Genomic DNA, 23,012 nt, shown 5'->3' on the forward strand with positions numbered 1-23,012 from the left:
GTACCCGGTACCCGACGCTGTTTCCCTTTCCGTCACCGCCTATCGGAGCCCTCCATGCCCACTATCTGGCTCGTTGCTCTCCTGCTTGCGCTTGCCGCTGCAGGTTTTTACTGGGGCCGCGCCCGCGCGCTCAGCACCGCCGGGGGCGATGCAAAAGACCTGCATTCGCTGCCTTCCTATTACGGCTACCATGTCGCGCTGACCTCCTTTGTGCCGGCCATCGGCGTGCTGGCGGTCTGGCTGCTGGCCCAGCCGCTGTTCATCGAGAACCGTGTCTCCGGAATGATCCCGGCTGAGGCTGTGCCCGAGAACTCTACCCTCGGCCTGGTGATGAGCGATGTCCGCCGCGTGGCCGAAGGCCTGGATCTGGCGGTTGAGCAGGGGCTTCTGACCCGGGCTGAGGCCCGCGATCTCAGCAGCGGCAGCCAGGATGTGCGAGCCCTGCTGGGCGAGGTCGGCGTGGCCCTGGGCAACGACGTGCGTCCCGAGGTGCTGACCGCGGCACAGGCGTTTCGCAACCTGTCCAACACCGGCAAAACTGCAATGTCTGTAGTGGTGGCGCTGCTGGCGCTTAGCGGGTTTGCCTGGGCCTACAGCAAGACCCACAAGGATTTCCGCGCCCGCAACGTGGTGGAGCGCGGCATCATGGCGTTGCTGATCCTCGCGGCTTCGCTGGCGATCCTGACCACCGTCGGCATCGTCCTGTCGATGCTGTTTGAGACCAAGAACTTCTTTGGCCTGCACAGCTGGACCGACTTCTTCTTCGGCTCGACATGGGCGCCCAACTTCCGCGGCGACAGTGAACTGTCGATCCTGCCGCTGTTGTGGGGCACACTCTACATCTCCTTCATCGCTCTGCTGGTTGCGGTGCCGGTCGGATTGTTTGCCGCCATTTACCTGTCGGAATACGCCAGCAACACCGTGCGTTCCTTTGCCAAGCCGCTGCTTGAGATCCTCGCGGGCATCCCGACCATCGTCTACGGCCTGTTTGCCCTGCTGATGGTGGGGCCGGCCCTTGCTGGGGTGTTCGCAAAGGGCGGCCTTCTGGGCGTTGAATGGATGGCAGGCGCCACTTCGGTTCTGACCGCGGGTCTGGTGATGGGCATCATGCTGATCCCCTTCGTCTCCTCGCTGTCTGACGACATCATCAACGCGGTGCCGCAGGCAATGCGCGACGGCTCCTTGGGGCTGGGTGCTACCAAATCCGAAACCGTGCGCCAGGTAGTGATGCCGGCTGCGTTGCCCGGGATCGTCGGCGCCGTGCTGCTGGCAGCCTCGCGCGCCATCGGTGAAACCATGATCGTGGTGATGGGGGCAGGGGCAATTGCCAAGTTCTCTGCGAACCCGCTGGAGTCGATGACCACCATCACCACCCGGATCGTCAGCCAGCTGACCGGCGACACCGACTTTGCCAGTCCCGAAACCCTCGTTGCCTTTGCCCTGGGCCTGACGCTCTTTGTCCTGACCCTCGGCCTGAACGTCCTGGCGCTCTATATCGTGCGCAAATACCGGGAGCAGTACGAATAATGACTGACCTGAGCCAAAACACTGCGTCCGAGCCCCGCAAACATGGCGGTTCGCTGCTGGAGCAGACCCCACGCACAAAGAAACGCAACGCCGCCGAGAAACGTTTCCGCGCCTATGGCATTGCCGCCATCGCGGCCGGCCTGGTGATGCTGATCATCCTGGTCACCACTATTGTTGGCAAGGGCACCGGTGCATTCCAGCAGACGTTCATCACCCTGCAGGTGGAACTGCTTGAGAGCAAGCTCGACAAGAAGGGCGAGCGCAATATCGAGGATATCAAGAAGGTCACCACCTTCGGCTATGCCCCGATTATCAAGGGTGCAGTGGCCGCCGCGGTTGAAGAGCTGGGCATTGAGACCAGCCTTAAGCCCAAGAAACTGGCAGGCATCCTGTCCAAGGACGCTGCTGCACAGCTGCGAGAATATGTGCTGGCGAACCCGGACCAGATCGGTCAGACGGTGGAGTTCCGCTTTCTCGCTTCCAGCCGCGTCGATGGCTATATGAAGGGCCGCGTGCATCGCGAAAGCATCGCCAACGATAAGAACATCTCGCCGGAACAGCTTGATCTTGTTGACGCACTGGCCGCCGCAGGCGTGCTGGAGAAGACCTTCAACCTGGACTTCATCCTTGGCGCCGATGCCTCTGACGCCCGCCCCGAAGCGGCTGGCATGGGGGTGTCGATGCTGGGCTCGCTGTTCATGATGTTTGTGGTGCTGGCGCTGGCGCTGCCGATTGGCGTTGCCGCCTCGATCTATCTTGAGGAATTTGCGCCGCAGAACTGGCTCACCGACATGATCGAGGTGAATATCTCCAACCTCGCCGCGGTCCCCTCCATCGTGTTCGGTATCCTGGGCCTGGCCGTGTTCATCAACTACATGCATCTGCCGACCTCGGCGCCGCTGGTGGGCGGTCTGGTGCTGACGCTGATGACCCTGCCGACCATCATCATCTCGACCCGTGCCTCGCTGAAATCGGTGCCGCCGTCGATCCGCGATGCGGCCCTCGGTGTCGGTGCCTCCAAAATGCAGGCAGTGTTCCACCACGTGCTGCCGCTGGCTGCACCGGGCATCCTGACCGGCACCATCATCGGCCTGGCGCAGGCCTTGGGCGAAACCGCACCGCTGCTGCTGATCGGCATGGTCGGTTTCATCGCCTCCAACGCGCCGGAGACCCTGGCCGACGGCCTGCTGTCTCCGAACTCCGCCATGCCTGCGCAGATCTATGAATGGGCCAAACGGGCCGATCCGGCCTTCTACGAACGCGCCTGGGGCGGCATCATCATCCTTCTCATCTTCCTGGTGACCATGAACACGCTGGCCGTGATCCTGCGACGCCGCTTTGAACGCCGCTGGTAAGGGGGCATAGTGCAATGAACGACATGACCTTGATGGAAAAGACCGTGGACACTCAGAAAATCAAAATCGCCGCCAAGGATGTGAACGTCTACTATGGCGACTCCCACGCGATCAAAGACGTGAATGTCGAGATCGAGGACAAGACCGTCACTGCCTTCATCGGCCCTTCGGGCTGCGGCAAGTCGACCTTCCTGCGCTGCTTGAACCGGATGAACGACACCATCGATATCTGCAAGGTGAAGGGTGACATCCTGCTGGACGGCGAGGACATTTATGACAAGCGGGTCGACCCGGTGCAGTTGCGCGCCAAGGTGGGCATGGTGTTCCAAAAGCCGAACCCGTTCCCCAAGTCGATCTACGACAATGTGGCCTATGGCCCTCGTATCCATGGCCTGGCGAAGAACAAGGCGGAACTGGATGAAATCGTGGAGAAATCCCTGCGTCGCGGTGCTATCTGGGATGAGGTGAAAGACCGTCTGGACGCCCCCGGCACCGGCCTGTCCGGCGGCCAGCAGCAGCGCTTGTGCATCGCCCGTGCCGTTGCCACCGAACCGGAAGTGCTGCTGATGGACGAGCCCTGTTCGGCTCTGGACCCCATTGCCACCGCGCAAGTGGAGGAACTGATCGACGAGCTGCGCAGCCGCTACTCGGTGGTGATTGTGACCCACTCGATGCAGCAGGCCGCCCGTGTCAGCCAGAAAACTGCCTTCTTCCACCTCGGCAACCTGGTGGAGTTTGGCCTCACCGGCCAGATCTTCACCAACCCCGAAGACCCGCGCACCGAAAGCTACATCACCGGCCGGATCGGCTGATCTATAGGAAAATCAACATGGTAGAACAGCATATTGCATCCGCTTTCGACCGCGATCTGGAGGCGATTCAGGCCCGGATCATGAAGATGGGCGGTCTGGTCGAGGACGCCATCCGCGAAGCAGCCAAGGCATTGGAGACGCGCGACGAAGAACTGGCTCTGGAAGTCCGCCAGGCGGACAAGGCCATCGACGGCTTGGAGGAGCTGATCAACGAGGAAACAGCCCGGCTGATCGCCCTGCGCGCGCCTGCGGCCTCGGATCTTCGCCTGGTGCTGTCGGTGCTGAAGATCGCTGGCAACCTGGAACGCATTGGCGACTATGCCAAAAACATGGCCAAGCGAACCGGTGTTCTGGCCCAGGGCCCCAGTGTCAGCGAAGGTGCTGCTGCCCTGCGCCGGATGGCGCGCGAAGTGGAGCGGATGCTGAAAGACGCACTCGATTCCTACATCCAGCGCGACGTGGAGCTTGCTGCCGATGTCATCGCCCGCGACCGCGACGTTGACCAGATGTACAATGCCTTGTTCCGTGAATTTCTAACCCACATGATGGAAGATCCGCGCAACATTTCGGCCTGTATGCATTTGCATTTTATTGCAAAAAACACCGAGCGGATGGGCGACCACGTTACCTCGATTGCCGAGCAGGTGATCTACCTGGTGACCGGTGAAAAGCCGGAAGAAGACCGCAAGAAAGCCGATACCACCTCTACAACGGCGCAGGAGATCTGACCGATGGCTGCCGACCAGCCCACCGTTCTGGTTGTTGAAGACGAAATGGCCCAGCGGGAAGTCCTGGCCTACAATCTCGAAGCAGATGGTTTCCGGGTGCTCCGCGCTGAACATGGCGAGGAAGCGCTGCTGGTGGTGGATGAGGATATGCCGGATATCATCATCCTCGACTGGATGATGCCGAACCTATCGGGCATCGAAGTGTGCCGCCGCTTGAAAACCCGCCCCGAGACCCGCAACATCCCGATTATCATGCTGTCGGCCCGGTCGGAAGAGGTGGACAAGGTCCGCGGCCTGGAAACCGGTGCTGATGATTATGTCGTAAAACCCTATTCGGTAATTGAACTGATGGCCCGGGTGCGCACCCAGCTGCGCCGGGTGCGGCCTTCCACTGTAGGCGTGCGTCTGGAGTACGATGACATCGTTCTGGACGCGGAAACCCACAAAGTCAGCCGCGCCGAGAACCCGCTGAAGCTGGGGCCGACAGAGTTCCGCCTGCTTTCCACATTTATGGAGAAGCCCGGCCGGGTGTGGAGCCGCGAACAGCTGTTGGACCGGGTCTGGGGCCGCGATATCTATGTCGACACCCGAACTGTCGACGTTCACATTGGTCGCCTGCGAAAGGCGCTGACCCAGCACGGCGGAAGCGACCCTGTGCGCACCGTCCGCGGCGCAGGCTACGCGCTCGGCTGATAAATGGAACCGGGGGACAGGCGGTGCAACAGAATGTGCACGCGTGTCCCCCCTCATTTTGCGGCGGTCAGCGCGGCAGGGGATCTTCCGGCTGCGCTTTGCCTGCCAGCCACTCCCGGAATTTGACAAGGGAAGGCGCGCTGGATTTCCGCTCCGGCCAAACTAGGTAGTAGGCGCCTTCTGTCTCGGCAGGTTCTCCGTGCAAGGCGACCAAGCGGCCGGTCGCCAGGTCCTGTTCGACCAGGTAATCCGGCATCAAAGCCACCCCAAGCCCATGCAGGGCAGCTTGGGTAATGGTTGCGAATTGGTCATATATCGTGCCGCTTAGGTCGTCCTTTGCAGTGATGCCGTGCAGTTCAAACCAATCGCGCCAGGCCGTTGTGCGGGTTTGAATATGCAGAAGCGGAAGTTTCAGGATATCTTTCGGTTCTCTGATGCGCCGTCCGTCCAGCAGCACCGGCGCGCAAACGGGAAGCAACTGTTCATGTTTTAGCAGCAGTGACTGCGTTCCAGGCCAGTTCGCGTTTCCAAAATGGATAGCTGCATCAAAGGGTTCCGTGGTAAAGTTGAATGGCTCCAACCGGGTTGACATGTTGATGGTGACATCCGGGTGCAGCCTGGCGAACTCAGGCAGACGCGGCATCAGCCAACGCATTCCAAATGCGGGTAATATGGCCAGGTTCAGCGTGCCGGCCAGTGGCGCTGCCTGCAGGCGCAGGGTTGATTGTACGATCTGGTTGAGCGCCTGCCGGATCTCGGCTGCATAATCCTGAGCTTCAGAGGTCAGTGCCAGCCGCTTCTGATCCCGTTGCACCAATTCCATACCCAGCTGCTTCTCCAGCGTTTGCAGCTGCCGGCTGACCGCACCTTGAGTCAATGCAAGCTCTTCAGCAGCGGCGGAGGCGCTGCCCAGCCGGTCCAGCGCCTCCAGGGCGCGCAGGGATGAAATGGAAGGCAGAAACCGCCGCGGTGTGCTCATGTATGAGTGTTTCGCATATGTGCTTGCCAAAGTCTCGCTGTTTTTCCTGGTAACCTCCCGTTAGGGTTCTGCCTAGATCACATCCGAAAGGCAGGACAATGACCGACACTCCCGAACTGCGCGCCAAGGATGCGCCGGACCTGGGCCGTTTCACTTGGGAAGACCCTCTGCGGCTGGACGATCAGCTGACCGAAGATGAACGCATGATTGCCGCATCGGCACGCAGCTATTGTCAGGAAAAACTTCAGCCGCGCGTTCTAAGTGCTTATGAAAATGAAGAAACGGATCCGGAGATCTTCCGCGAGATGGGTGCGATGGGCCTGTTGGGCACCACCATTCCCGAGCAATACGGCGGTCTTGGCGGCGGCTATGTTTCCTATGGTCTGGTTGCCCGCGAAGTCGAGCGTGTGGACAGCGGATACCGCTCGATGATGTCGGTGCAAAGCTCGCTGGTGATGTATCCGATTTACGCATACGGCAGCGAAGACCAGCGCAAAAAGTATCTGCCGAAACTGGCCGCTGGTGAGTGGATTGGCTGCTTTGGTCTGACAGAACCGGACGCAGGCTCTGACCCAGCCAGCATGAAGACCCGCGCCGAGAAAACCGAAGGCGGATATAGGCTTACGGGTTCCAAAATGTGGATCTCAAACGCACCGATCGCGGATGTTTTTGTTGTTTGGGCAAAGTCGGAAGCGCACGGCGGCAAGATCCGCGGCTTTGTGCTTGAGAAGGGCTTGAAGGGGCTGAGCGCGCCGAAGATTGAAAACAAGGCCTCGCTGCGGGCGTCGATCACTGGCGAGATCGTAATGGACGGCGTCGAAGTTGGCGAAGATGCGCTGCTGCCGCATGTGCAAGGTCTCAAAGGCCCATTCGGTTGTCTGAACCGTGCGCGCTATGGCATCAGTTGGGGGGTGATGGGCTCGGCTGAAGCCTGCTGGCACGCCGCGCGTCAATACGGGCTGGACCGGGTTCAATTCGGACGCCCGCTGGCCAATACTCAGCTGTTCCAGCTAAAACTGGCCAATATGCAGACTGAAATCACGCTGGGCCTTCAGGCCTCTCTGAGGGTTGGCCGCTTGATGGATGAGGCCAACGCCGCACCAGAGATGATCTCGATCATCAAACGCAACAATTGCGGCAAGGCTCTGGAGATTGCGCGTCACGCCCGGGACATGCATGGCGGAAACGGTATCAGCCTGGAGTTTGACGTCATCCGTCACATGGTGAACCTGGAGACTGTGAACACCTATGAGGGCACCCACGATGTGCACGCGCTGATTTTGGGCCGGGCACAGACAGGACTCCAGGCGTTCTTTTAATTCTTCTGTGCAGCGCAAGGATCTGCTTGCGCTGCATTTCCGCAAAGCGAAATTTCATTTATGCAACCCAAAGCAAGGCGGGCGATTTTGCAATAGTCATAGAGCGGTGAACGTCTTTCGTAGGGGCAGTTTAGGATCCGAAATTCTTAAAGATCATCGAAGCCATTGGCTGAATTTTCGTGAAAAGTGCTCCTTTCGTCTGCCGAAAGGTTAACGGAGAAGCGACTGCTTTGATGTTGTGCAGGCTGGTCCTGGAAATTTGTCCAATCGAATGGCAAAATTTCAAACCAGAGAAAATGGCCTCAAGAAGCTGATCCTTTTGCAAAAATGCTGAGTTTTTCCTGCTGAGTGAGAACGCAAAGGCTGGGTTTGGCGTTCCTGCAGGCTGAGTTTGCAAATTTTGGCGCGCGTTTGTGCAAAGCCACCAGCAATTTGAAGGCGTGTACTGTGCGAAAAATTTCGTATTAACAAAAGGTTACCATGCCTTGGGCGAGGATGGAAGCGGTATTTTCAAGCGCCAAGAAAAACTGTCGGAAAAGCTGCATTCCGGTTTGGCTCTAGTTCTGCCTGAGCCAGAAGAACATCGCTGTGCAAAAAGAAAACGGGCCAGAGACTGAACTCTGGCCCGTCCAAAGATCCGTTGTGGCGGCTGTTAGGCCGGCAGGTGGATGTTGAACTTCTCGCGGATTGCCATGTCGGTGGCTGCATCGAACCTGGCTGCGGCGCGCTGGGACAGGATCTGCTCTTTCTTGGCCGTTGCCTTGACAATCAGATCAGGTTTGTCGAGTTCTGCCCATTCCTTTGGCGAGGTGCGGTCGCCCAGATCCGGATAGACATAGTCGACCTGCATCCGGCTGAGGGTCTGATCAGTACCCAGGTAGTGGCCGGGACCACCCATGCAAGTTGCGCGCATCTGGTCCAGTGCCAGAGTTTCATCGTTTACCTCGATACCGCGAACGCAGCGCTGTGCCTGACCAAGCAAATCGTTGTCCAGGATCAGAGATTCGAGGCAGAAACCCAGAAGCGACGCGTGCATGCCTGCCGCTTCGTAAACCATGTTCAGGCCGGAGAGGCCTGCCATGACTGCAGAACACATTTGCTCCCAGCCAGCCTGCATGTCCGGGAGCTTGGAATCCGACGCGCCTGCGGCGGCGCCGCCCGGCAGATTGTAGAATTTGTGCATCTGGGCGCAGCCTGCGGTGAGCAGTGCCTGCTCGCCGGAGCCAACGGTCATGGCACCAGTGCGCAGGTCCAGGCCGAACGGCCAGGTTCCGACGATTGCGGGAGCACCTGGTTTCACAGCGTTCACATAAACCAGGCCTGCAAGGCATTCAGCAACGGCTTGGGTGATCGCGCCGGCAATGGTAGAAGGCGCTGTTGCACCGGCCATGCCAGCCGACAGAAGCAGCACTGGCATGCCGCCTTTAATGCATTCCTCCATCACTTCGCAGGACTCCGTCGCGAATTTCATCGGCGGAACCACAAAGCAGTTGGAGTTGGACACAAACGGACGTTCCCGCCATTTGTCTTCACCGCCTGCAATCATGTGCAGCAGTTCCAGGCCGGGCTTCACGAAATCCGGTTCGGTGAACGAGACACCGACATGTTTGTTGGTGCCCGCGCAGGAGGCGTAGATGGAGTTCAGGTCCATCTCGCAGTTGTCGGGAATGTCGCGGCAAACCATCGGGCGCTGGACAAAGTGGATATTGTCCAGCTGATCGCAAATCCGGGCAGCGTCGTGCAGGTCCTGCACGGTGGAGTCTCGGTACTCCCGGCCGTGAACATCGACCATGCTTACCGCAGCGCCGGCGGTGCCATAGTGGACGCGGCCGCCGGAAAGCTCGAGGTCATTCTTGCCGTCGCGGCTGAACAGGGTGATTGAGCGGTTGGCCTTGGCGATGGTGTCTTCAACCAGCGCGCGGGGGAAGCGGATGCGGCCGTCATCGCCCAGGATGGCGCCGGCGCCGGTCAGGTAGTCAATGCCGCTTTGCGGAGCGTCGGCGAGACCGATCTCTTCAAGCGCAGTCAGCGCGGCTTCGTGGATCTTTTCCATGTCCGCCTGGCTGAGCATTTTCAGCGCAGTGGATTCCATGCCGGGACGAACCGGGCGCAGGTGTTCCGGCAATGCGGCAGCCCGGGCTGCACGGCGCGCGTTGCGCCCGCCGCTGCGGCCAGCGCGGGAAGAGGAGGCTTGGTCGTTCATTCTGTTGAGCCTTTCAGGGAAGTGAGTGGAAGTAACGTGAATCCCTACTCAGTTCGGCCGCCCCCTGGCTGCACGGCCGCGCGCCGCACCAATGGTGCGGTAGATGAGGCTGACAAAGCAGCGTTCTCCCTGCATGCGGTCTCCTGTGTCTCGTGTCCGCAATCTGGCATGCTTTTGCGAAGTTTCTAGCACATAAGCGACCATGGTGAAAAAAGCGACATGTTTTTCATGCGGGTATTGCGCGCGGACCTGACAACCGAAGCAGGCGGTGCTTTGAATAAAATGTTCGCAAATTTATTGATTTAACCTCTGTTTTTAACGCTTTGCAGCGTGCTGGCTTCTTGGCAGTTTGGTCTCGGGAACCAAATATTAAGTATTAATGCTTGATAGTGGGGGTCTAGGGGATGGCGCGCCGGAACGGTGCATTTGGAAAAGGCACAGCCACATGCCGACGGTTAGGATAACCACAAAGACTTTGGCGGCTTGCGCAATTCTGGCCGCTAGCACTTTCGCCCAGTTGCCCGCGTTAGCTGACGGGCTGGGGCAGCCGTTGATCAGTACCAGTGGGCCTGCAGTGGCCGCAGCGGAGACAAGCAACCGGACTTTTCAGCTGGCATACGGGCAGGAGATTGGAAGTCTCATCCTGGGCGGCAGCGTTGCCCGCGAACATTCCGGAGTTCTAGCCCGGGCTGTTCAGGCAGACGAAGCCCGCCACCTGCGCCTGCTGGCAGGTTATGATTTTGGACCGGCCACCGGTTTCGTTTCGGTTGGAAGGCTGCAAGCCCGTTCGTCTGGCCGCAAAACCGAGGGACCGCTTTTGGGTTTAGGGATGCGGGTGTCGCTTAACCGCGCGCTTCAGTTGACCGGGGAATTGCTGCATCACGAGGCCGGCACCACAGGCAGCGGCGCCCGGGAAGGCGGTGAAACACTTTCAGTGACGGCTGCCTTCCGGTTTTAAGCCAGTTTTTTGGCGGTCACTCCACTCGCTGACCGCCTAGGCGCAAGACTTCAATAATTCAATGGCTTGGCGGAATTTCGCTTGCCGATTCCGGCGGAAATACGCAGGCGCTTCCGCGATTTCGGCTAGTCACTGCCAATTCAGAAGGCGTGAGGCCTTCGGCTCTGGAACTTCCCCTTCAGACATCTTTTGTACCGCTCACCGGTGCAGGACCTGTGCCGGGACTGCAAAAGGAGAAGTCTGAATGACTCGTTTCGTAGCAATGACAGCCATCGCAACCGTTATGGGCAGTGCGGCATTTGCCGGTAATGTGAGCGAGCCGGTGATCGAACCGGCACCCGCGCCGGCCCCGGTGCCGGTTGCCAATGATGGCGGTGACTGGACCGGTTTCTATCTGGGCGGCCAAATCGGCCAGCTGGATGCGGATGCCAGCAACGGTGCTTCCGGCGACGATACCGCTTATGGTATTCATGGCGGTTACAACCACGACTTCGGCCGTTTTGTGCTGGGCGGTGAACTGGACTATGACTCCACCGACGTGGATTTGGGAGCCGGGGCAAACATTGACTCAGTGGCCCGGGCCAAGGTGAAGGCCGGATATGACTTTGGCAATGTGCTGGCCTATGTCACCGGCGGCGTCGCCGAGGCCGACAGCTCGCTGGGCAGCGAGACCGGCGATTTTTACGGCGTAGGTATCGCTTACCAAGTGACCGATCAGTGGCAGATCGGTGGCGAAGTTCTGGAACATGACTTCGACGAGTTCGGAAGTTCAGGTGTTGGTTCGGACGCAACCTCGGTTTCGTTGCGCGCGTCATTTAAGTTCTGATCAGCCTGAAACGGGAGCGCGGCACTCTCCTGTTCCGCCGCGCTCCTGGCCGCCCGGTCTGTGCCCAAGGCAGACGGGGCGGCCATTGTATTTTGCGGTAAGTGGGTTGGCTGGGCCGCCTGTGCGTGTTATTCACGCCGGTATGAACCAGATCTGCACCACCATTATCTGCTGCATTACCTGCTGACATATCAGCGGGCTGGTTTCTGTCGTTTTCATTTCCCTGACAAGTTGCTAAGCCCGCGCTGCGCGCATTGGGTGATGACAGCCTGTTCTGGCTGGGCATGGAAAAGGAACCGGGCATGGAAACCAAGGACATAGTGATCAAGCTGCAGAACACGAAGACCCGCAAGAAAGAGGTCTTTGAGCCGATCGACGCCAGCAACGTGCGGATGTATGTTTGCGGCCCTACGGTTTACGACCGGGCGCATCTGGGCAATGCGCGCCCGGTAGTGGTGTTCGATGTTCTCTACCGGCTGCTGCGTGAGGTTTATGGCGAAGATCAAGTGACTTACGCCCGGAACTTCACGGATGTCGACGATAAGATCAATGCCCGTGCAGCCGAAAGCGGGCGCCCGATTGGCGATATCACCGCGGAAACCACGCAGTGGTTCCTGGACGACATGGGACAGCTCGGCGCGCTGGAGCCCAACCATATGCCGCGGGCTACGGAATACATCCCGCAGATGGTGTCGATGATCGAAGATCTGATTGCCAAGGGGCATGCCTATGCTGCTGAAGGCCACGTTCTTTTTGCTGTCGACAGCTGGAAGGAACTTTATGGCAAGCTGTCGGGCCGTTCAGTAGATGACATGATTGCTGGCGCGCGGGTGGAAGTTGCGCCTTACAAGAAAAACCCGATGGATTTTGTGCTGTGGAAGCCGTCTTCGGACGAGCTGCCCGGATGGGACAGCCCTTGGGGCCGGGGCCGGCCGGGCTGGCACATTGAATGTTCGGCGATGTCCTATGATCTGCTGGGCGAGACTTTTGACATTCACGGCGGTGGCAACGATCTGATGTTCCCGCACCACGAGAATGAAATTGCGCAAAGCTGCTGTGCCCATGGTGAAGATAGCTTTGCACGGTTTTGGCTGCATAATGAAATGCTCCAAGTCGAAGGCAAGAAGATGTCCAAATCTCTGGGCAATTTCTTTACCGTGCGCGACTTGCTTGACCAAGGCTACCCGGGCGAGGTGATCCGCTTGGTGTTCCTGCAGACCCATTACCGCAAGCCGATGGACTGGACGGAAAAGAAAGCCAAGGAAGCCGAGGCGACATTGCGGAAGTGGCGTGCGCTGACCGCGGGCATCGAGCCCGCATCCAGCGCTGCTGCCGCGGTCCTGGATGCACTGGCGGATGATCTCAATACCGCGGGCGCGATTACCGTTCTGCACAAACTGGCAGCCGCAGATGACGGCGCCGGACTGCTTGCCTCAGCGCAGATTCTGGGGCTGTTGACGGACGAGTTGGGGGAGTGGGCGTCAGCACCTTCTATCGATTTGTCGGCTTTTGAGGAAAAGCTGTTTGAAGTCCGTCAAAAGGCGATGGAAAATAAGGATTTTTCCGAAGTCGACCGGATCAAGGCAGCCTATGTGGGAGCCGGATTGGAAGTGCGGATGAGCAAGACCGGTGTCGAACTGGTGCCCGGTGCTGGGTTTGATCCGGCCAAGCTGGAGGCGCTTTGATGGGCAAGGAACGCCTCTATCTTTACGACACAACCCTGCGGGACGGACAGCAAACCCAAGGGGTGCAATTCTCGACCGCTGAAAAAAAGCAAATTGCCCAGGCGCTTGATAACCTAGGTATCGACTACATCGAAGGAGGGTGGCCCGGCGCAAACCCGACCGACAGTGCATTTTTTGGCGAAGCGCCTGAAACCAAGGCGACGATGACCGCTTTTGGAATGACCAAACGGGCGGGGCGCTCGGCTGCCAATGACGACGTTCTGGCGGCGGTGATGAACGCGGGCACAGCAGCAGTTTGTCTTGTCGGCAAGAGCCACGATTACCATGTGACCCATGCACTGGGGATTGCGCTGGAAGAGAACCTGGACAATATCAGGGCCTCGGTCGCGCATATCGTGGCGCAAGGGCGCGAAGCGCTGTTTGACGCTGAGCACTTCTTTGACGGCTATAAGGACAACCCCGAATACGCGCTGTCGGCTTGCCGCGCGGCGCTGGAGGCTGGCGCGCGCTGGGTGGTTCTGTGCGATACCAATGGCGGTGCGCTGCCTGCAGAGGTGAGCTGGATTGTCTCCGAGGTGGTTGCGGCTGGAATTCCAGGTGAAAAACTTGGCATACATACCCATAACGACACGGAAAATTCTGTTGCTTGCTCTCTTGCGGCGGTGGACGCAGGAGCGCGTCAGATCCAAGGCACGCTGAATGGCCTCGGCGAGCGCTGCGGCAATGCCAACCTGACGGCGCTGATTCCGACGCTGCTGTTGAAGGAGCCTTATGCCAGTCAGTTCGAAACCGGGGTGAGCCTGGACGCGCTGGCTGGGCTGACCCGGATCAGCCGGATGCTGGATGACATTTTGAACCGGGTTCCAGTGCGGCAGGCGGCATATGTCGGAGCCTCAGCCTTTGCACATAAGGCAGGGCTGCATGCGAGTGCGATCCTTAAAGATCCCTCGACTTATGAGCATATTGACCCGGCCCGGGTCGGGAACGCCCGGGTTATCCCAATGTCGAACCAGGCGGGGCAATCCAACCTGCGCAAACGGCTGGCTGATGCAGGGTTGAGCGTAGAAAAGAGCGACCCGGCGCTGGCCAGGATTCTGGAACGGATTAAGCGGAGGGAGACCGAGGGTTACTCCTACGACACGGCCCAGGCCTCCTTTGAGCTGCTGGCGCGGGAAGAGCTTGGCCAGCTGCCGGAGTTTTTTGAGGTCAAACGCTACAAGGTCACGGTCGAACGCCGGAAGAACAAGTACAACAGAATGGTCAGCCTGTCCGAGGCGGTCGTTGTGGTGAAAGTCGACGGCGAAAAACGCTTGTCTGTCAGTGAATCGCTGGATGAAACCGGCAGCGACCGCGGGCCGGTGAATGCGCTGGCCCGGGCGCTTATCAAAGACTTGGGACGGTACTCGTCGCAACTTGAGGATATGCGGCTGGTCGATTTTAAAGTGCGTATCACACAAGGCGGCACCGAGGCCGTAACCCGGGTCATCATCGACAGTGAGGACAGCCAGGGCCACCGGTGGTCGACAGTAGGTGTCAGTCCGAACATAATCGACGCCTCATTTGAGGCGCTGCTGGATGCGATCCGCTGGAAGCTAATTCATGACGGCAGTGCGTCCGGGCAGGCGGATGCAGTTTGACACTGATTTGACCGCATGTGCGGAATTGGTTCAGCAGAGCGATCCGGACCGGTTTCTTGCCACGATGGCGGCGCCGGTCTCTGCGCGGCCGCTGCTGTTTTCCTTGTATGCCTTCAATATTGAGCTCGCAAAAGCTCCCTGGGCAAGCCAGGAAAGCATGATTGCCGAGATGCGCGTGCAATGGTGGCGGGATACTGGTGCCGAGATTTCCGAAGGCAAACCTGTGCGCCGCCATTTTGTTGCGACACCGCTGGGGCGGTGTCTGCGGCCGGACCTAGCGGGCTGTATCGATGCAATGGCGGAAGCGCGGCGGTGGGACATCTACAAAGAGCCCTTTGAAAGCGAAGCGGAGTTCGACAGTTACATAAACCGGACCAGTGGCGCGCTGATGTGGATGGCGGCGGCCTCGCTTGGTGACGCAGATGAGGCCGCGGTGCGGGACTTTGCCTATGGAGCCGGAGTTGCCAACTGGCTGCGCGCGATCCCGGAGTTGGAAGCCCAGAAACGTATCCCTCTGCTTGATGGCACGCATGCAGGTGTGCAGGCATTGGCTGCTAAGGCATTGAGGAAAATAAAGAGCGCCAGGTCCCGCCGCTCGAAAGTGTCGAAGGAAGCCGGTTACGGCCTGCTTGCAGGCTGGCAGGCCGAGACAATCCTGAAACAAGCTCTCCGTGAGCCTGAAAGAGTGGCGCAGGGAGCCCTGGGACAAAGTGAGTTCAGACGCCGGGCCGGGTTAATGTGGAATGCCGCAACGGGCCGATGGTAGCTTTGCAAGTTCGTACAGGATCATAAGAAAGGCGTCCGGTTGGACGCCTTTCAGCAGTTGAATGGCCGAGAGCCAGGCGGATCAAGCTTCCTTAGGGCGCATGACCAGCCACATAAGCGCACCGCCTGCCAATACAAGGAACGGTGCCATGGCCATGTTCACCGCGCTCCAGCCGTCTACCGGGCTGCCGCCGGAACAATTCATCAACCCGCCGGACGCCAACGATGCCATGGTGACACCGCCAAAAACGAGGAGGTCGTTCAGTCCCTGCATCCGGCCCCGCTCATAGCTCTCATGGGCTCCGGCAAGCATGGTTGTTGCGCCGATGAAGCCGAAGTTCCAGCCTATGCCAAGCAAGACAAGCGCAATGAAGAAGTTATCCAAGTCAACACCTTGCAAGGCGATAGCACCGGCACCTGCAAGGATGACCAGCCCCGCCGCAACGACTTTTTCCACGCCGAAGCGGGCGATCAGATGACCGGTGAAGAAGGACGGGACATACATTGCCAGAACATGGGAGGTGACAACATCCGCGGCATTGCCTTCGGTAAAGCCGCAACCGACCACGGCCAACGGCGTCGAAGTCATGACCAAGTTCATCAAGGCGTATGAAACCATCGCGCAGATCACTGCCACCGCAATCACCGGCGTTTTCAAAAGCTCCATCCGGCTGCGGCCCTTCGGGGTGTCAGCGCTGGGTGCGGGCGGTTTGGGAATGTCGAGGAACAGAAACAGCGCGGCCCCCAGAACGTTGACGGCGATCACTGCAAGATATGTACCGAGGAACGGAATAACAAAGGCTTGGCTGGTGGCCTTCACAACTTGAGGGCCGATGATCGCCGCAGCAAGGCCGCCAGCCATAACATAGGAGATCGCCTTGGGGCGGAATGCGTCAGAGGCTGTGTCGGCCGCTGCAAACCGGTAGAACCCGTGCGCGCTCATGTAGACGCCTGTTAGCAGACTGCCGAGCAGAAAGACTGGAAACGAGCCAAGATAGAGCCCGTAGGCTCCTACCAGCCCGCCGAGGGCGCCAAACACCGCCCCCACAAAGAAACCGGCTCTCCGGCCCCAGCGCTGCATAATTGCAGAGACAGGCGTTGCGGCCAGCATTGATCCAGCAACGATCAGCGAGATTGGCAATGTGGCAAAGCACGGATTGGAGGCCAGTGACTGGCCGGCCAGACCGCCAATCGTAAATATCATTGGCATCTGGGCGCCAAGGATTGCCTGCGCCAGAACCAGGACGGCAACGTTTTTCTTAGCGACCGCGTCGCTGGGGGTGGTCATGGACATACTCATGTGGGATGCGTAGCTGTGAATATGTTGAGGAGCAAGCCGCCGCTGTGCCGTAAGCGATCACGCTTTCTTTCAGGCTGCGGCATGAGGGAGATGACGTGGCGTCAGAACAGCAGACCTTAATTCCCGGGGCAGGGCGGATCATTGTTAGCGATGCCTGTGTCCAGGAAGGTGCGGAATGGCTGTCCCAGCATGATGAACGTTTTGCGCGTGCGCTTGAGGCGACCGGTCCGTTGCCGTTGCGCCGAAAACCGGAGGGATTTGCCCAGCTGCTCAGCGCGATTGTCAGCCAGCAGGTGAGCGTGGCCTCTGCAAATGCGATCTGGAGCCGGATGAAGGCGGCGGGGCTGACTGGACCACGTAAGATAAAATGGGCTTCTGACGACGCGCTGCGAGCGGTGGGTTTGAGCCGTCAGAAAATCCGGTATGCCCGTGCTCTGGCCGATGCTCGTATTGATTTCAAAAGCTTGCGTGAGATTCCTGATGAACAGGTGATCGCCACGCTTGTCCAAGTGCCAGGGATCGGAGTTTGGACTGCCGAGATTTATGCGATGTTTTCTCTGGGACGCGCGGATGTGTTTGCGCATGGCGACCTGGCTCTTCAAGAAGCCGCCCGGGATTTGTTTGATCTCACAGAACGGCCGAAAGAACGGGAGATGCGGCAATTGGCCGAGGCCTGGTCGCCCTGGCGTTCGGTTGCGGCCCGCATTCTCTGGGCCTATTACCGGGTGGCGAAGGACAGGGAAGGAATCCGATGACTCGTGTACTCAACGCCGGCCGCAAAGAGCCGGTTTCCGGGGAAACCCGGTCGATTGTAGTGTTCCTGCATGGCTATGGCGCCAATGGCGCGGACCTTCTCGGGCTGGCGGATCCTTTGGCCGAGCATTTGCCGGATACCTTGTTTGTCGCTCCGGATGCACCCGAAGCCTGCGCAGGAGCGCCTTTTGGCTTCCAATGGTTCCCTATTCCCTGGATCGACGGATCATCCGAAGAGGAAAGTATGCGGGGTATGCAGGCGGCGGTCGAGGATCTTAATGCTTTCCTTGACGCCCTTATGGTGGATGAGGATGTGCTGCCGGAGCAGGTGGTTCTGTTCGGCTTCAGCCAGGGCACGATGATGAGTCTGCATGTCGCGCCCCGGCGCGAGGATCCGGTGGCCGGAATTGTTGCTTTCTCCGGGCGGCTGCTGGCACCGGAACTTCTGAAAGATGAGCTGGTCTCAAAGATGCCCATTCTTCTGGTGCATGGTGATCAGGATGACGTTGTTCCGGTTCAGTCTTTGCCGCAAGCCGCTGAAGCTTTGCAGGAAGCAGGGTTTCAGGACGTGTTTGCCCATATCCAAAAGGGCACGGCGCATGGCATCGCGCCGGATGGGTTAAGCGTTGCCCTGGCATTTTTGCGCGACAAGCTGAGCCTATAAGATTTTGAAGGGCGGGGCGCTCCCGCCCTGTTGCTGCCGCATCAAAGATAGGCCGCGCCAGGTTGAGCCCGTCAGCGCGAATGCTCCGCATAATTCTTGCGAAGAATTTTGGCCGGAAAATTTGAATTTTCCGGTTCGCCTCCCGCTTGTCAGTAGCTCCAGAGGTGCGGTTCGGAGATCTCCAGCGAGTTCCCGGCTGGATCGCGGAAATAGATCGATCGAACGCCGTGCGGCCAGTCGAACTCAGCCTCGATTTCAACATCCGCGGCAAGCAACCGCGACCGCATCCGCAGCAGGTCCTCCCTCGTTTGCGCGAAACAGATGTGCCCGGGGCCGCTGGCGCCGTGCGGCGGAACTGGCAAACGCGGATTTCCGGGCGGTTTCGCGGTCTCATTCGCATTGAACAGAAGCAGCACGCAGGCGCCGCAGCGGTAAAACACATGCCGGTTGCCGATCCGCTGGATGAGCTCGAGTCCGAGCACACCGGCATAGAACTCCTCAGCAGCGTCCAGATCGTCAACGTATAACGAAGCTTCAAGTATGGCTTGCGGTGCTGGAGCTTGCGGCAACATGACGGCAGGCTATCAGCGGCGGCGGGGTCTGTCACCCTTGGCTGGCGGGAGCCGTTTGCCCTTAGGTCTCCGCGGCGGTTTCTGCGAGGGCTTTGGCGGGCCAGGAATCCGGGGCGGTTCCAAGTCATCCCATTCACCCTGCGCCAGCCCGTCCAGCGTCCAGGCGCCAATTGCATACCGGATCAATCTCAATGTCGGGTGCCCGGCCGCAGCTGTCATCCGGCGGACCTGGCGATTCCGCCCCTCGCGGATTTTCAGCTCAATCCAGCTGTCCGGAACTGTTTTCCGCACCCTGACCGGAGGCGTCCGGGCCCAGAGACCAGTCGGCTCCTGGATCGGCCTCACCTTTGCGGGTTTTGTCTTTCCGTCTTTAAGTTCAATGCCTTCTGCGAGCATCTTGAGGGCGCTTTCAGCCGGAACACCCTCCACTTGAACCCAATAGGTCTTTTCCATCTTATGCTTGGGATCGGAAATCCAGGCTTGCAGGCGGCCGTTGTCGGTCAGCAGCATCAGCCCTTCGCTGTCCCGGTCCAGCCGACCTGCCGCATAGACGCTCGGGCAATCGATGAAATCGCTGAGAGTGGCCCGGGGGCTGCCCTGGCTGCCACGATCGGTGAACTGGGGCAGCACGTCATAGGGTTTGTTGAAACGGATCAGGCGGGTCATGGCACGGCAATAAGCTGCTCCAGTAGCCATGGCAAGCAGGCCGAGGCCGGACGGCTTGTGGATAACTGTCATGCGGTCGTCACGGAATCGGTCTAGCAAACTCCCGACATATTGTGGCTGATCAGGGCTTGTCAGGCGCTAACCACGATATATAGTCAAAGTTAGGCTGGGGCGGGTTCCCCGCCCTGGTACCGGAAACGGAAGATCAGGGCGAGGAAGACGTTCACCATGGATGGCGATTTCAGGGCAGAGTTTGTCAGGTCTCCCGGGGCGTTGAAACAGCACCCGGCGCTGGTGTTGAATGCGGACTACCGGCCATTGTCCTACTACCCGTTGTCTTTGTGGTCCTGGCAGGATGCGGTGAAAGCCGCGTGGCTCGACAGGGTCGCTATCGTGGCTGAGTATGACGAGGTGGTGCACAGTCCGAGTACCGAGATCCGAATACCGTCTGTGGTCGTTCTGAAAGATTATGTGAAACCTCAAAAGCGCGTGGCCTTCACGCGCTTTAATTTGTTTCTGAGGGATGAATTCCGCTGTCAGTATTGCGGCAGCAAGGGCGACCTGACCTTCGACCATGTGGTGCCGCGGGCTGCGGGCGGGGTGACCAGCTGGGAGAATGTCGTCGCAGCCTGCAGCCCCTGCAATCTTAAGAAGGGGTCCAAGTCGTTGCACCGGGCGGGCATGTCGCTGCGCAAGCCGCCGCGCCGACCTGGCGCCGAGGAATTGCGCAATACTGGCCGGAAATTCCCTCCGAACCACCTGCATGATAGCTGGATGGATTTCCTGTATTGGGATACCGAGCTGGACGCTTGAAGTTGTCCAGTTAAGCGGCTGGGATATAAGATCTCCAGCCTCTTCATCCGCATGCGTTTCCCATAGTGGGCAGCAGGATTTCAGATCCCCATGAAACCTGCTTGCAAGGCCGGTTGCAACCGGCGAAGGCTGAAGAGGCTGGAAGTGCCGGCGGCCTCGGTTCAAGCGGGCCGCCTTTGCATGATGTCAGCCCTTGGCGCGCTGAAGCATTCCGAACAGATCCCGAGGATCATCCGGATCGGCAAGCATATCCAGCTCAGTGAAATAGCCTGTGCCTTTGATGCGGTCGCGGATGTAGCGCAACGCTGAAAAGTCCTCGATCGCGAAGCCGACGCTGTCGAACAGGGTGATCTGGCGATCTCCGGTGCGGCCTTGTTTGCGGCCCGCAATTACCTCCCAAAGCTCGGTTACGGCGAAGTCTTCCGGCATCTGCTGGATTTCACCCTCGATCCGGGTTTGCGGCGGATACTCGACAAAGACATCGGAGCGGCTGAGGATGCCTGCTGCCAGCTCGGTCTTGCCGGGGCAATCGCCGCCGATGGCGTTGATATGCACACCGCTGCCGACCATATTGTCGGTCAGAATGGTCGCATACTGCTTGTCAGCAGTGCAGGTGGTGAGAATCTGTGCGCCCTCGATGGCGTCCTCAGGTGTTTTGCAGGAGACAACCTCGACGCCGAGGCCTTGCAAATTTCGCGCGCATTTTTCTGTAGCAGCCGCGTCCTTGTCGTAAAGCCGTACCGACTTCAGTCCGATGATCGCTTTCATGGCCAGCGTCTGAAACTCGGATTGAGCGCCATTTCCGATCATCGCCATCGTATCTGCCCCCTTTGGCGCCAGATACTTAGCCGCCATTGCGGAAGTGGCTGCGGTGCGCAGGGCCGTCAGAATCGTCATCTCGGTCAGCAAAACCGGGTATCCGGTGTAAACATCCGCGAGCAAGCCAAAGGCGGTAACGGTTTGCAGCCCCTCGGAAGTGTTCTTGGGGTGGCCGTTCACATATTTGAAACCGTAGGCCTCACCATCGGATGTGGGCATCAGCTCGATCACACCGACGTCGGAATGGCTGGCGACCCGCGGGGTCTTGTCGAACAGTTCCCAGCGTTTGAAGTCCTCTTCAACATATCCGGCGAGATCGCGCAGCATTTGTTCAATGCCGATATGATGGATCAGCTGCATCATATTGTCGACGCTGACGAAAGGCACAAGAGCCTTATCGGAAGGCGTTGTAAGGGTCATTGGTAGCTCCGTGTCGGGCGGTCGAAGACGCGGCGGCCGAGCGCTGAGGCGCAAAGGTCGACCATCAGATGCGCAGTGCGGCCGCGCTCATCCAGGAAGGGGTTCAGTTCGACCAGATCCAGCGAGGTCATCAGGCCGGAGTCATGCAGGATTTCACAGACCAGATGGGCTTCGCGAACCGTTGCGCCGCCCGGAACCGTGGTGCCGACGGCGGGAGCGGCAGAGGGATCCAGGAAGTCGACGTCCAGCGACACATGCAGCATGCCGTTGGCTTGGGCGACTTGCTGAAGGAAGCGGTTGAGCGGGCCAGCGATGCCGTTCTCGTCGATGTCCCTCATGTCATGGGTCCGGATGGCGCTGCCTTCCAGGGCCAGCCGTTCCTGAGTATCGACGGAGCGCAGGCCAATCATGCAAACATTCTCCTGCGGGACAGGGTTTGCGACATCAGGAAAGCCATCAAACCCCTCGCGGCCTGTAAAATAACCGACAGGCGTTCCGTGCAAGTTGCCGCTGTCAGTTGTCTCCGGCGTGTGGAAATCCGTATGCGCATCCAGCCACAGCACAAACAGTGGACGGCCCTGTTTCGCGGCAAAATTGGCCGCCCCGGACACTGAGCCCAGCGACAAGGAATGGTCCCCGCCTAGAAACACAGGTAGACCGCATTCCAGAGCGTCCTCGGCAGCCTGAGCCAGCCGCGATGTCCAGCCAGCGGTTTCATTGGGTGCAAAAACCCGGCCGTCTCCGCGGTCAGCCGTGTGGGTGTCCGGCGCGAGGTTTCCGAGATCTTCGACCGAATGGCCCAGGCTTTCCAAGGCTTCGGTTATGCCAGCGGTGCGGTAGGCATCCGGCCCCATCAGGCAGCCGGCTCGCCGTTTGCCGCTGTCAACGGGTGCGCCAATCAGGATGCAATGTTGCGATGTCACAGGTTTGGTCTCTCAAAATTCAACTCTCTTACTAGAAACTTCCGAAACGAGATGGAATCCATCCTACATTTTGCTCATAATGGAGCGCAAATGTTCAAATTGAGGTTAGCAATGGACAAAACGGATGAGAGATTGGTTTCGGCGTTACGCCACAACGCGCGGGCGTCCTTGTCCGACCTGGCATTGGAACTGAACCTTTCGAGAACAACGGTCAGAGCCAGAATTGAGCGACTGCAAGCGCGCGGAGACATTCTGGGGTTTACTGTCGTTCTGAAGGAGGATGTCTTGCGCGACCCAGTTCGCGGCCTGATGCTGATCGGGATCGAGGGCCGCGGCACCAGCCGGATCACCAGGCAACTGCAGGGTTTGCCTGAAGTGAGGGCAATTCACACAACCAACGGCCGCTGGGATCTGATCGTCGAGCTTGGCACCGAAACTTTGGAGACGCTGGATACGGCCCTCGCCAAGATACGGACTTTTGAGGGTGTGGTCAGCAGCGAAACAAATCTGTTGCTGGCAACCAAGAAAGAGACCTAGCTGTTTTCAGGATACGCAAGTGCGGCCAGAATGTTACCGGCCGCACTTCAACTTTCTA

At 59.1% G+C, this 23,012-nt stretch carries 22 protein-coding genes; 15 read left to right on the forward strand and 7 right to left on the reverse strand.

Going from position 1 to position 23,012, the window contains the following annotated elements:
* Positions 1 to 54 precede the first annotated feature (54 nt).
* From pstC to phoB, 5 genes are read left to right on the forward strand one after another with little or no spacing between them, the layout of a single operon-like run.
* A complete protein-coding gene (gene pstC / locus RA19_RS08620) occupies positions 55 to 1,527 on the forward strand; it encodes a phosphate ABC transporter permease subunit PstC (protein ID WP_039161566.1) in 1,473 nt (490 codons plus the stop codon).
* Entirely contained in the window at positions 1,527 to 2,882 is a 1,356-nt protein-coding gene (gene pstA, locus RA19_RS08625; protein WP_039161569.1) for a phosphate ABC transporter permease PstA, read from the forward strand. The genes pstC and pstA overlap by 1 nt, the downstream gene beginning before the upstream one ends.
* Positions 2,883 to 2,896: 14 nt before the next feature.
* Positions 2,897 to 3,694 carry a phosphate ABC transporter ATP-binding protein PstB gene (gene pstB / locus RA19_RS08630; RefSeq protein ID WP_039123705.1) on the forward strand — a complete coding sequence of 266 codons (798 nt, stop codon included), beginning with the start codon at positions 2,897 to 2,899 and terminating at the stop codon, positions 3,692 to 3,694.
* A 17-nt stretch (positions 3,695 to 3,711) separates the two neighbouring features.
* On the forward strand, positions 3,712 to 4,422 hold the full coding sequence (phoU, locus tag RA19_RS08635; RefSeq protein WP_039161572.1) for a phosphate signaling complex protein PhoU: 711 nt from the start codon (positions 3,712 to 3,714) through the stop codon (positions 4,420 to 4,422).
* Positions 4,423 to 4,425: 3 nt separating this feature from the next.
* Positions 4,426 to 5,115 (forward strand): phosphate regulon transcriptional regulator PhoB, encoded by a 690-nt coding sequence (phoB, locus tag RA19_RS08640; RefSeq protein ID WP_039161574.1) that lies wholly within the window; start codon positions 4,426 to 4,428, stop codon positions 5,113 to 5,115.
* Positions 5,116 to 5,182: 67 nt separating this feature from the next.
* Here the strand turns inward: phoB and RA19_RS08645 are convergent, their stop codons facing one another.
* Entirely contained in the window at positions 5,183 to 6,094 is a 912-nt protein-coding gene (locus RA19_RS08645) for a LysR substrate-binding domain-containing protein (RefSeq protein WP_039161577.1), read from the reverse strand.
* Positions 6,095 to 6,192: 98 nt separating this feature from the next.
* Here RA19_RS08645 and RA19_RS08650 point away from each other — a divergent pair, with 98 nt between their 5' ends.
* Positions 6,193 to 7,413, forward strand: a complete 1,221-nt coding sequence (locus RA19_RS08650; protein ID WP_039161579.1) for an acyl-CoA dehydrogenase — start codon at positions 6,193 to 6,195, stop codon at positions 7,411 to 7,413.
* Between the two features lie 413 nt (positions 7,414 to 7,826).
* Complete coding sequence (locus RA19_RS26520) at positions 7,827 to 8,030, forward strand: hypothetical protein (RefSeq protein ID WP_152615714.1); 204 nt, start codon at positions 7,827 to 7,829, stop codon at positions 8,028 to 8,030.
* Positions 8,031 to 8,065: 35 nt separating this feature from the next.
* On the opposite strand, the gene RA19_RS08660 is transcribed toward RA19_RS26520, so the two are convergent.
* Positions 8,066 to 9,616, reverse strand: a complete 1,551-nt coding sequence (locus RA19_RS08660) for a trimethylamine methyltransferase family protein (protein ID WP_039161582.1) — start codon at positions 9,614 to 9,616, stop codon at positions 8,066 to 8,068.
* A gap of 1,202 nt (positions 9,617 to 10,818) precedes the next feature.
* On the opposite strand from RA19_RS08660, the gene RA19_RS08670 reads away from it, so the two are divergent.
* From RA19_RS08670 to RA19_RS08685, 4 genes are all read left to right on the forward strand, one after another.
* Positions 10,819 to 11,400, forward strand: coding sequence for an outer membrane protein (locus tag RA19_RS08670; RefSeq protein WP_039161585.1), 582 nt, complete (start codon positions 10,819 to 10,821; stop codon positions 11,398 to 11,400).
* A 302-nt stretch (positions 11,401 to 11,702) separates the two neighbouring features.
* A complete protein-coding gene (gene cysS, locus RA19_RS08675) occupies positions 11,703 to 13,085 on the forward strand; it encodes a cysteine--tRNA ligase (protein ID WP_039161698.1) in 1,383 nt (460 codons plus the stop codon).
* Complete coding sequence (cimA, locus tag RA19_RS08680) at positions 13,085 to 14,722, forward strand: citramalate synthase (protein WP_039161586.1); 1,638 nt, start codon at positions 13,085 to 13,087, stop codon at positions 14,720 to 14,722. Before cysS ends, cimA begins: the two co-directional genes overlap by 1 nt.
* The gene (locus RA19_RS08685) at positions 14,712 to 15,488 is read left to right on the forward strand and encodes a squalene/phytoene synthase family protein (RefSeq protein ID WP_039161588.1); all 777 of its coding nucleotides are present in this window, start codon (positions 14,712 to 14,714) and stop codon (positions 15,486 to 15,488) included. Before cimA ends, RA19_RS08685 begins: the two co-directional genes overlap by 11 nt.
* Positions 15,489 to 15,569: 81 nt before the next feature.
* Here the strand turns inward: RA19_RS08685 and RA19_RS08690 are convergent, their stop codons facing one another.
* Positions 15,570 to 16,787, reverse strand: a complete 1,218-nt coding sequence (locus RA19_RS08690; RefSeq protein WP_039161591.1) for an MFS transporter — start codon at positions 16,785 to 16,787, stop codon at positions 15,570 to 15,572.
* A 95-nt stretch (positions 16,788 to 16,882) separates the two neighbouring features.
* On the opposite strand from RA19_RS08690, the gene RA19_RS08695 reads away from it, so the two are divergent.
* Complete coding sequence (locus RA19_RS08695; protein WP_241479041.1) at positions 16,883 to 17,542, forward strand: DNA-3-methyladenine glycosylase family protein; 660 nt, start codon at positions 16,883 to 16,885, stop codon at positions 17,540 to 17,542.
* Positions 17,539 to 18,204, forward strand: a complete 666-nt coding sequence (locus RA19_RS08700; protein WP_039161593.1) for an alpha/beta hydrolase — start codon at positions 17,539 to 17,541, stop codon at positions 18,202 to 18,204. The genes RA19_RS08695 and RA19_RS08700 overlap by 4 nt, the downstream gene beginning before the upstream one ends.
* Before the next feature lie 149 nt (positions 18,205 to 18,353).
* Here the strand turns inward: RA19_RS08700 and RA19_RS08705 are convergent, their stop codons facing one another.
* Together RA19_RS08705 and RA19_RS08710 are read right to left on the reverse strand one after the other, a co-directional pair.
* Positions 18,354 to 18,776 (reverse strand): VOC family protein, encoded by a 423-nt coding sequence (locus RA19_RS08705; protein ID WP_039161595.1) that lies wholly within the window; start codon positions 18,774 to 18,776, stop codon positions 18,354 to 18,356.
* 12 nt (positions 18,777 to 18,788) lie between these two features.
* A complete protein-coding gene (locus tag RA19_RS08710) occupies positions 18,789 to 19,442 on the reverse strand; it encodes a pseudouridine synthase (protein WP_039161598.1) in 654 nt (217 codons plus the stop codon).
* Between the two features lie 228 nt (positions 19,443 to 19,670).
* On the opposite strand from RA19_RS08710, the gene RA19_RS08715 reads away from it, so the two are divergent.
* On the forward strand, positions 19,671 to 20,255 hold the full coding sequence (locus tag RA19_RS08715) for an HNH endonuclease (RefSeq protein WP_039161601.1): 585 nt from the start codon (positions 19,671 to 19,673) through the stop codon (positions 20,253 to 20,255).
* 186 nt (positions 20,256 to 20,441) lie between these two features.
* Here RA19_RS08715 and RA19_RS08720 read toward each other — a convergent pair whose 3' ends face one another.
* Both RA19_RS08720 and rocF read right to left on the reverse strand, forming a co-directional pair.
* Positions 20,442 to 21,494 (reverse strand): ornithine cyclodeaminase, encoded by a 1,053-nt coding sequence (locus tag RA19_RS08720; protein ID WP_039161603.1) that lies wholly within the window; start codon positions 21,492 to 21,494, stop codon positions 20,442 to 20,444.
* Positions 21,491 to 22,417: an arginase gene (rocF, locus tag RA19_RS08725; protein ID WP_039161606.1), complete on the reverse strand. Its 927-nt coding sequence runs from the start codon at positions 22,415 to 22,417 to the stop codon at positions 21,491 to 21,493. The genes RA19_RS08720 and rocF overlap by 4 nt, the downstream gene beginning before the upstream one ends.
* Before the next feature lie 111 nt (positions 22,418 to 22,528).
* On the opposite strand from rocF, the gene RA19_RS08730 reads away from it, so the two are divergent.
* Positions 22,529 to 22,954, forward strand: a complete 426-nt coding sequence (locus RA19_RS08730; protein ID WP_039161701.1) for an Lrp/AsnC family transcriptional regulator — start codon at positions 22,529 to 22,531, stop codon at positions 22,952 to 22,954.
* Positions 22,955 to 23,012: the final 58 nt, after the last annotated feature.

Origin of the sequence: Leisingera sp. ANG-M1 (genome assembly GCF_000813745.1) — a bacterium.
Taxonomy (GTDB): Bacteria; Pseudomonadota; Alphaproteobacteria; order Rhodobacterales; family Rhodobacteraceae; genus Leisingera.

Excerpts from the sequence above, each read along its gene's own strand:
- cimA (WP_039161586.1), top strand. The coding sequence starts at position 13,085 with ATGGGCAAGGAACGCCTCTATCTTTACGACACAACCCTGCGGGACGGA.
- RA19_RS08730 (WP_039161701.1), top strand. The coding sequence starts at position 22,529 with ATGGACAAAACGGATGAGAGATTGGTTTCGGCGTTACGCCACAACGCG.
- phoB (WP_039161574.1), top strand. The coding sequence starts at position 4,426 with ATGGCTGCCGACCAGCCCACCGTTCTGGTTGTTGAAGACGAAATGGCC.
- RA19_RS08685 (WP_039161588.1), top strand. The coding sequence starts at position 14,712 with ATGCAGTTTGACACTGATTTGACCGCATGTGCGGAATTGGTTCAGCAG.
- RA19_RS08650 (WP_039161579.1), top strand. The coding sequence starts at position 6,193 with ATGACCGACACTCCCGAACTGCGCGCCAAGGATGCGCCGGACCTGGGC.
- pstA (WP_039161569.1), top strand. The coding sequence starts at position 1,527 with ATGACTGACCTGAGCCAAAACACTGCGTCCGAGCCCCGCAAACATGGC.
- RA19_RS08720 (WP_039161603.1), bottom strand. The coding sequence starts at position 21,494 with ATGACCCTTACAACGCCTTCCGATAAGGCTCTTGTGCCTTTCGTCAGC.
- RA19_RS08705 (WP_039161595.1), bottom strand. The coding sequence starts at position 18,776 with ATGTTGCCGCAAGCTCCAGCACCGCAAGCCATACTTGAAGCTTCGTTA.
- pstB (WP_039123705.1), top strand. The coding sequence starts at position 2,897 with ATGAACGACATGACCTTGATGGAAAAGACCGTGGACACTCAGAAAATC.
- RA19_RS08660 (WP_039161582.1), bottom strand. The coding sequence starts at position 9,616 with ATGAACGACCAAGCCTCCTCTTCCCGCGCTGGCCGCAGCGGCGGGCGC.
- cysS (WP_039161698.1), top strand. The coding sequence starts at position 11,703 with ATGGAAACCAAGGACATAGTGATCAAGCTGCAGAACACGAAGACCCGC.
- RA19_RS08690 (WP_039161591.1), bottom strand. The coding sequence starts at position 16,787 with ATGAGTATGTCCATGACCACCCCCAGCGACGCGGTCGCTAAGAAAAAC.
- RA19_RS08700 (WP_039161593.1), top strand. The coding sequence starts at position 17,539 with ATGACTCGTGTACTCAACGCCGGCCGCAAAGAGCCGGTTTCCGGGGAA.
- RA19_RS08670 (WP_039161585.1), top strand. The coding sequence starts at position 10,819 with ATGACTCGTTTCGTAGCAATGACAGCCATCGCAACCGTTATGGGCAGT.
- RA19_RS08715 (WP_039161601.1), top strand. The coding sequence starts at position 19,671 with ATGGATGGCGATTTCAGGGCAGAGTTTGTCAGGTCTCCCGGGGCGTTG.
- RA19_RS08710 (WP_039161598.1), bottom strand. The coding sequence starts at position 19,442 with ATGACCCGCCTGATCCGTTTCAACAAACCCTATGACGTGCTGCCCCAG.
- RA19_RS08645 (WP_039161577.1), bottom strand. The coding sequence starts at position 6,094 with ATGAGCACACCGCGGCGGTTTCTGCCTTCCATTTCATCCCTGCGCGCC.
- phoU (WP_039161572.1), top strand. The coding sequence starts at position 3,712 with ATGGTAGAACAGCATATTGCATCCGCTTTCGACCGCGATCTGGAGGCG.
- pstC (WP_039161566.1), top strand. The coding sequence starts at position 55 with ATGCCCACTATCTGGCTCGTTGCTCTCCTGCTTGCGCTTGCCGCTGCA.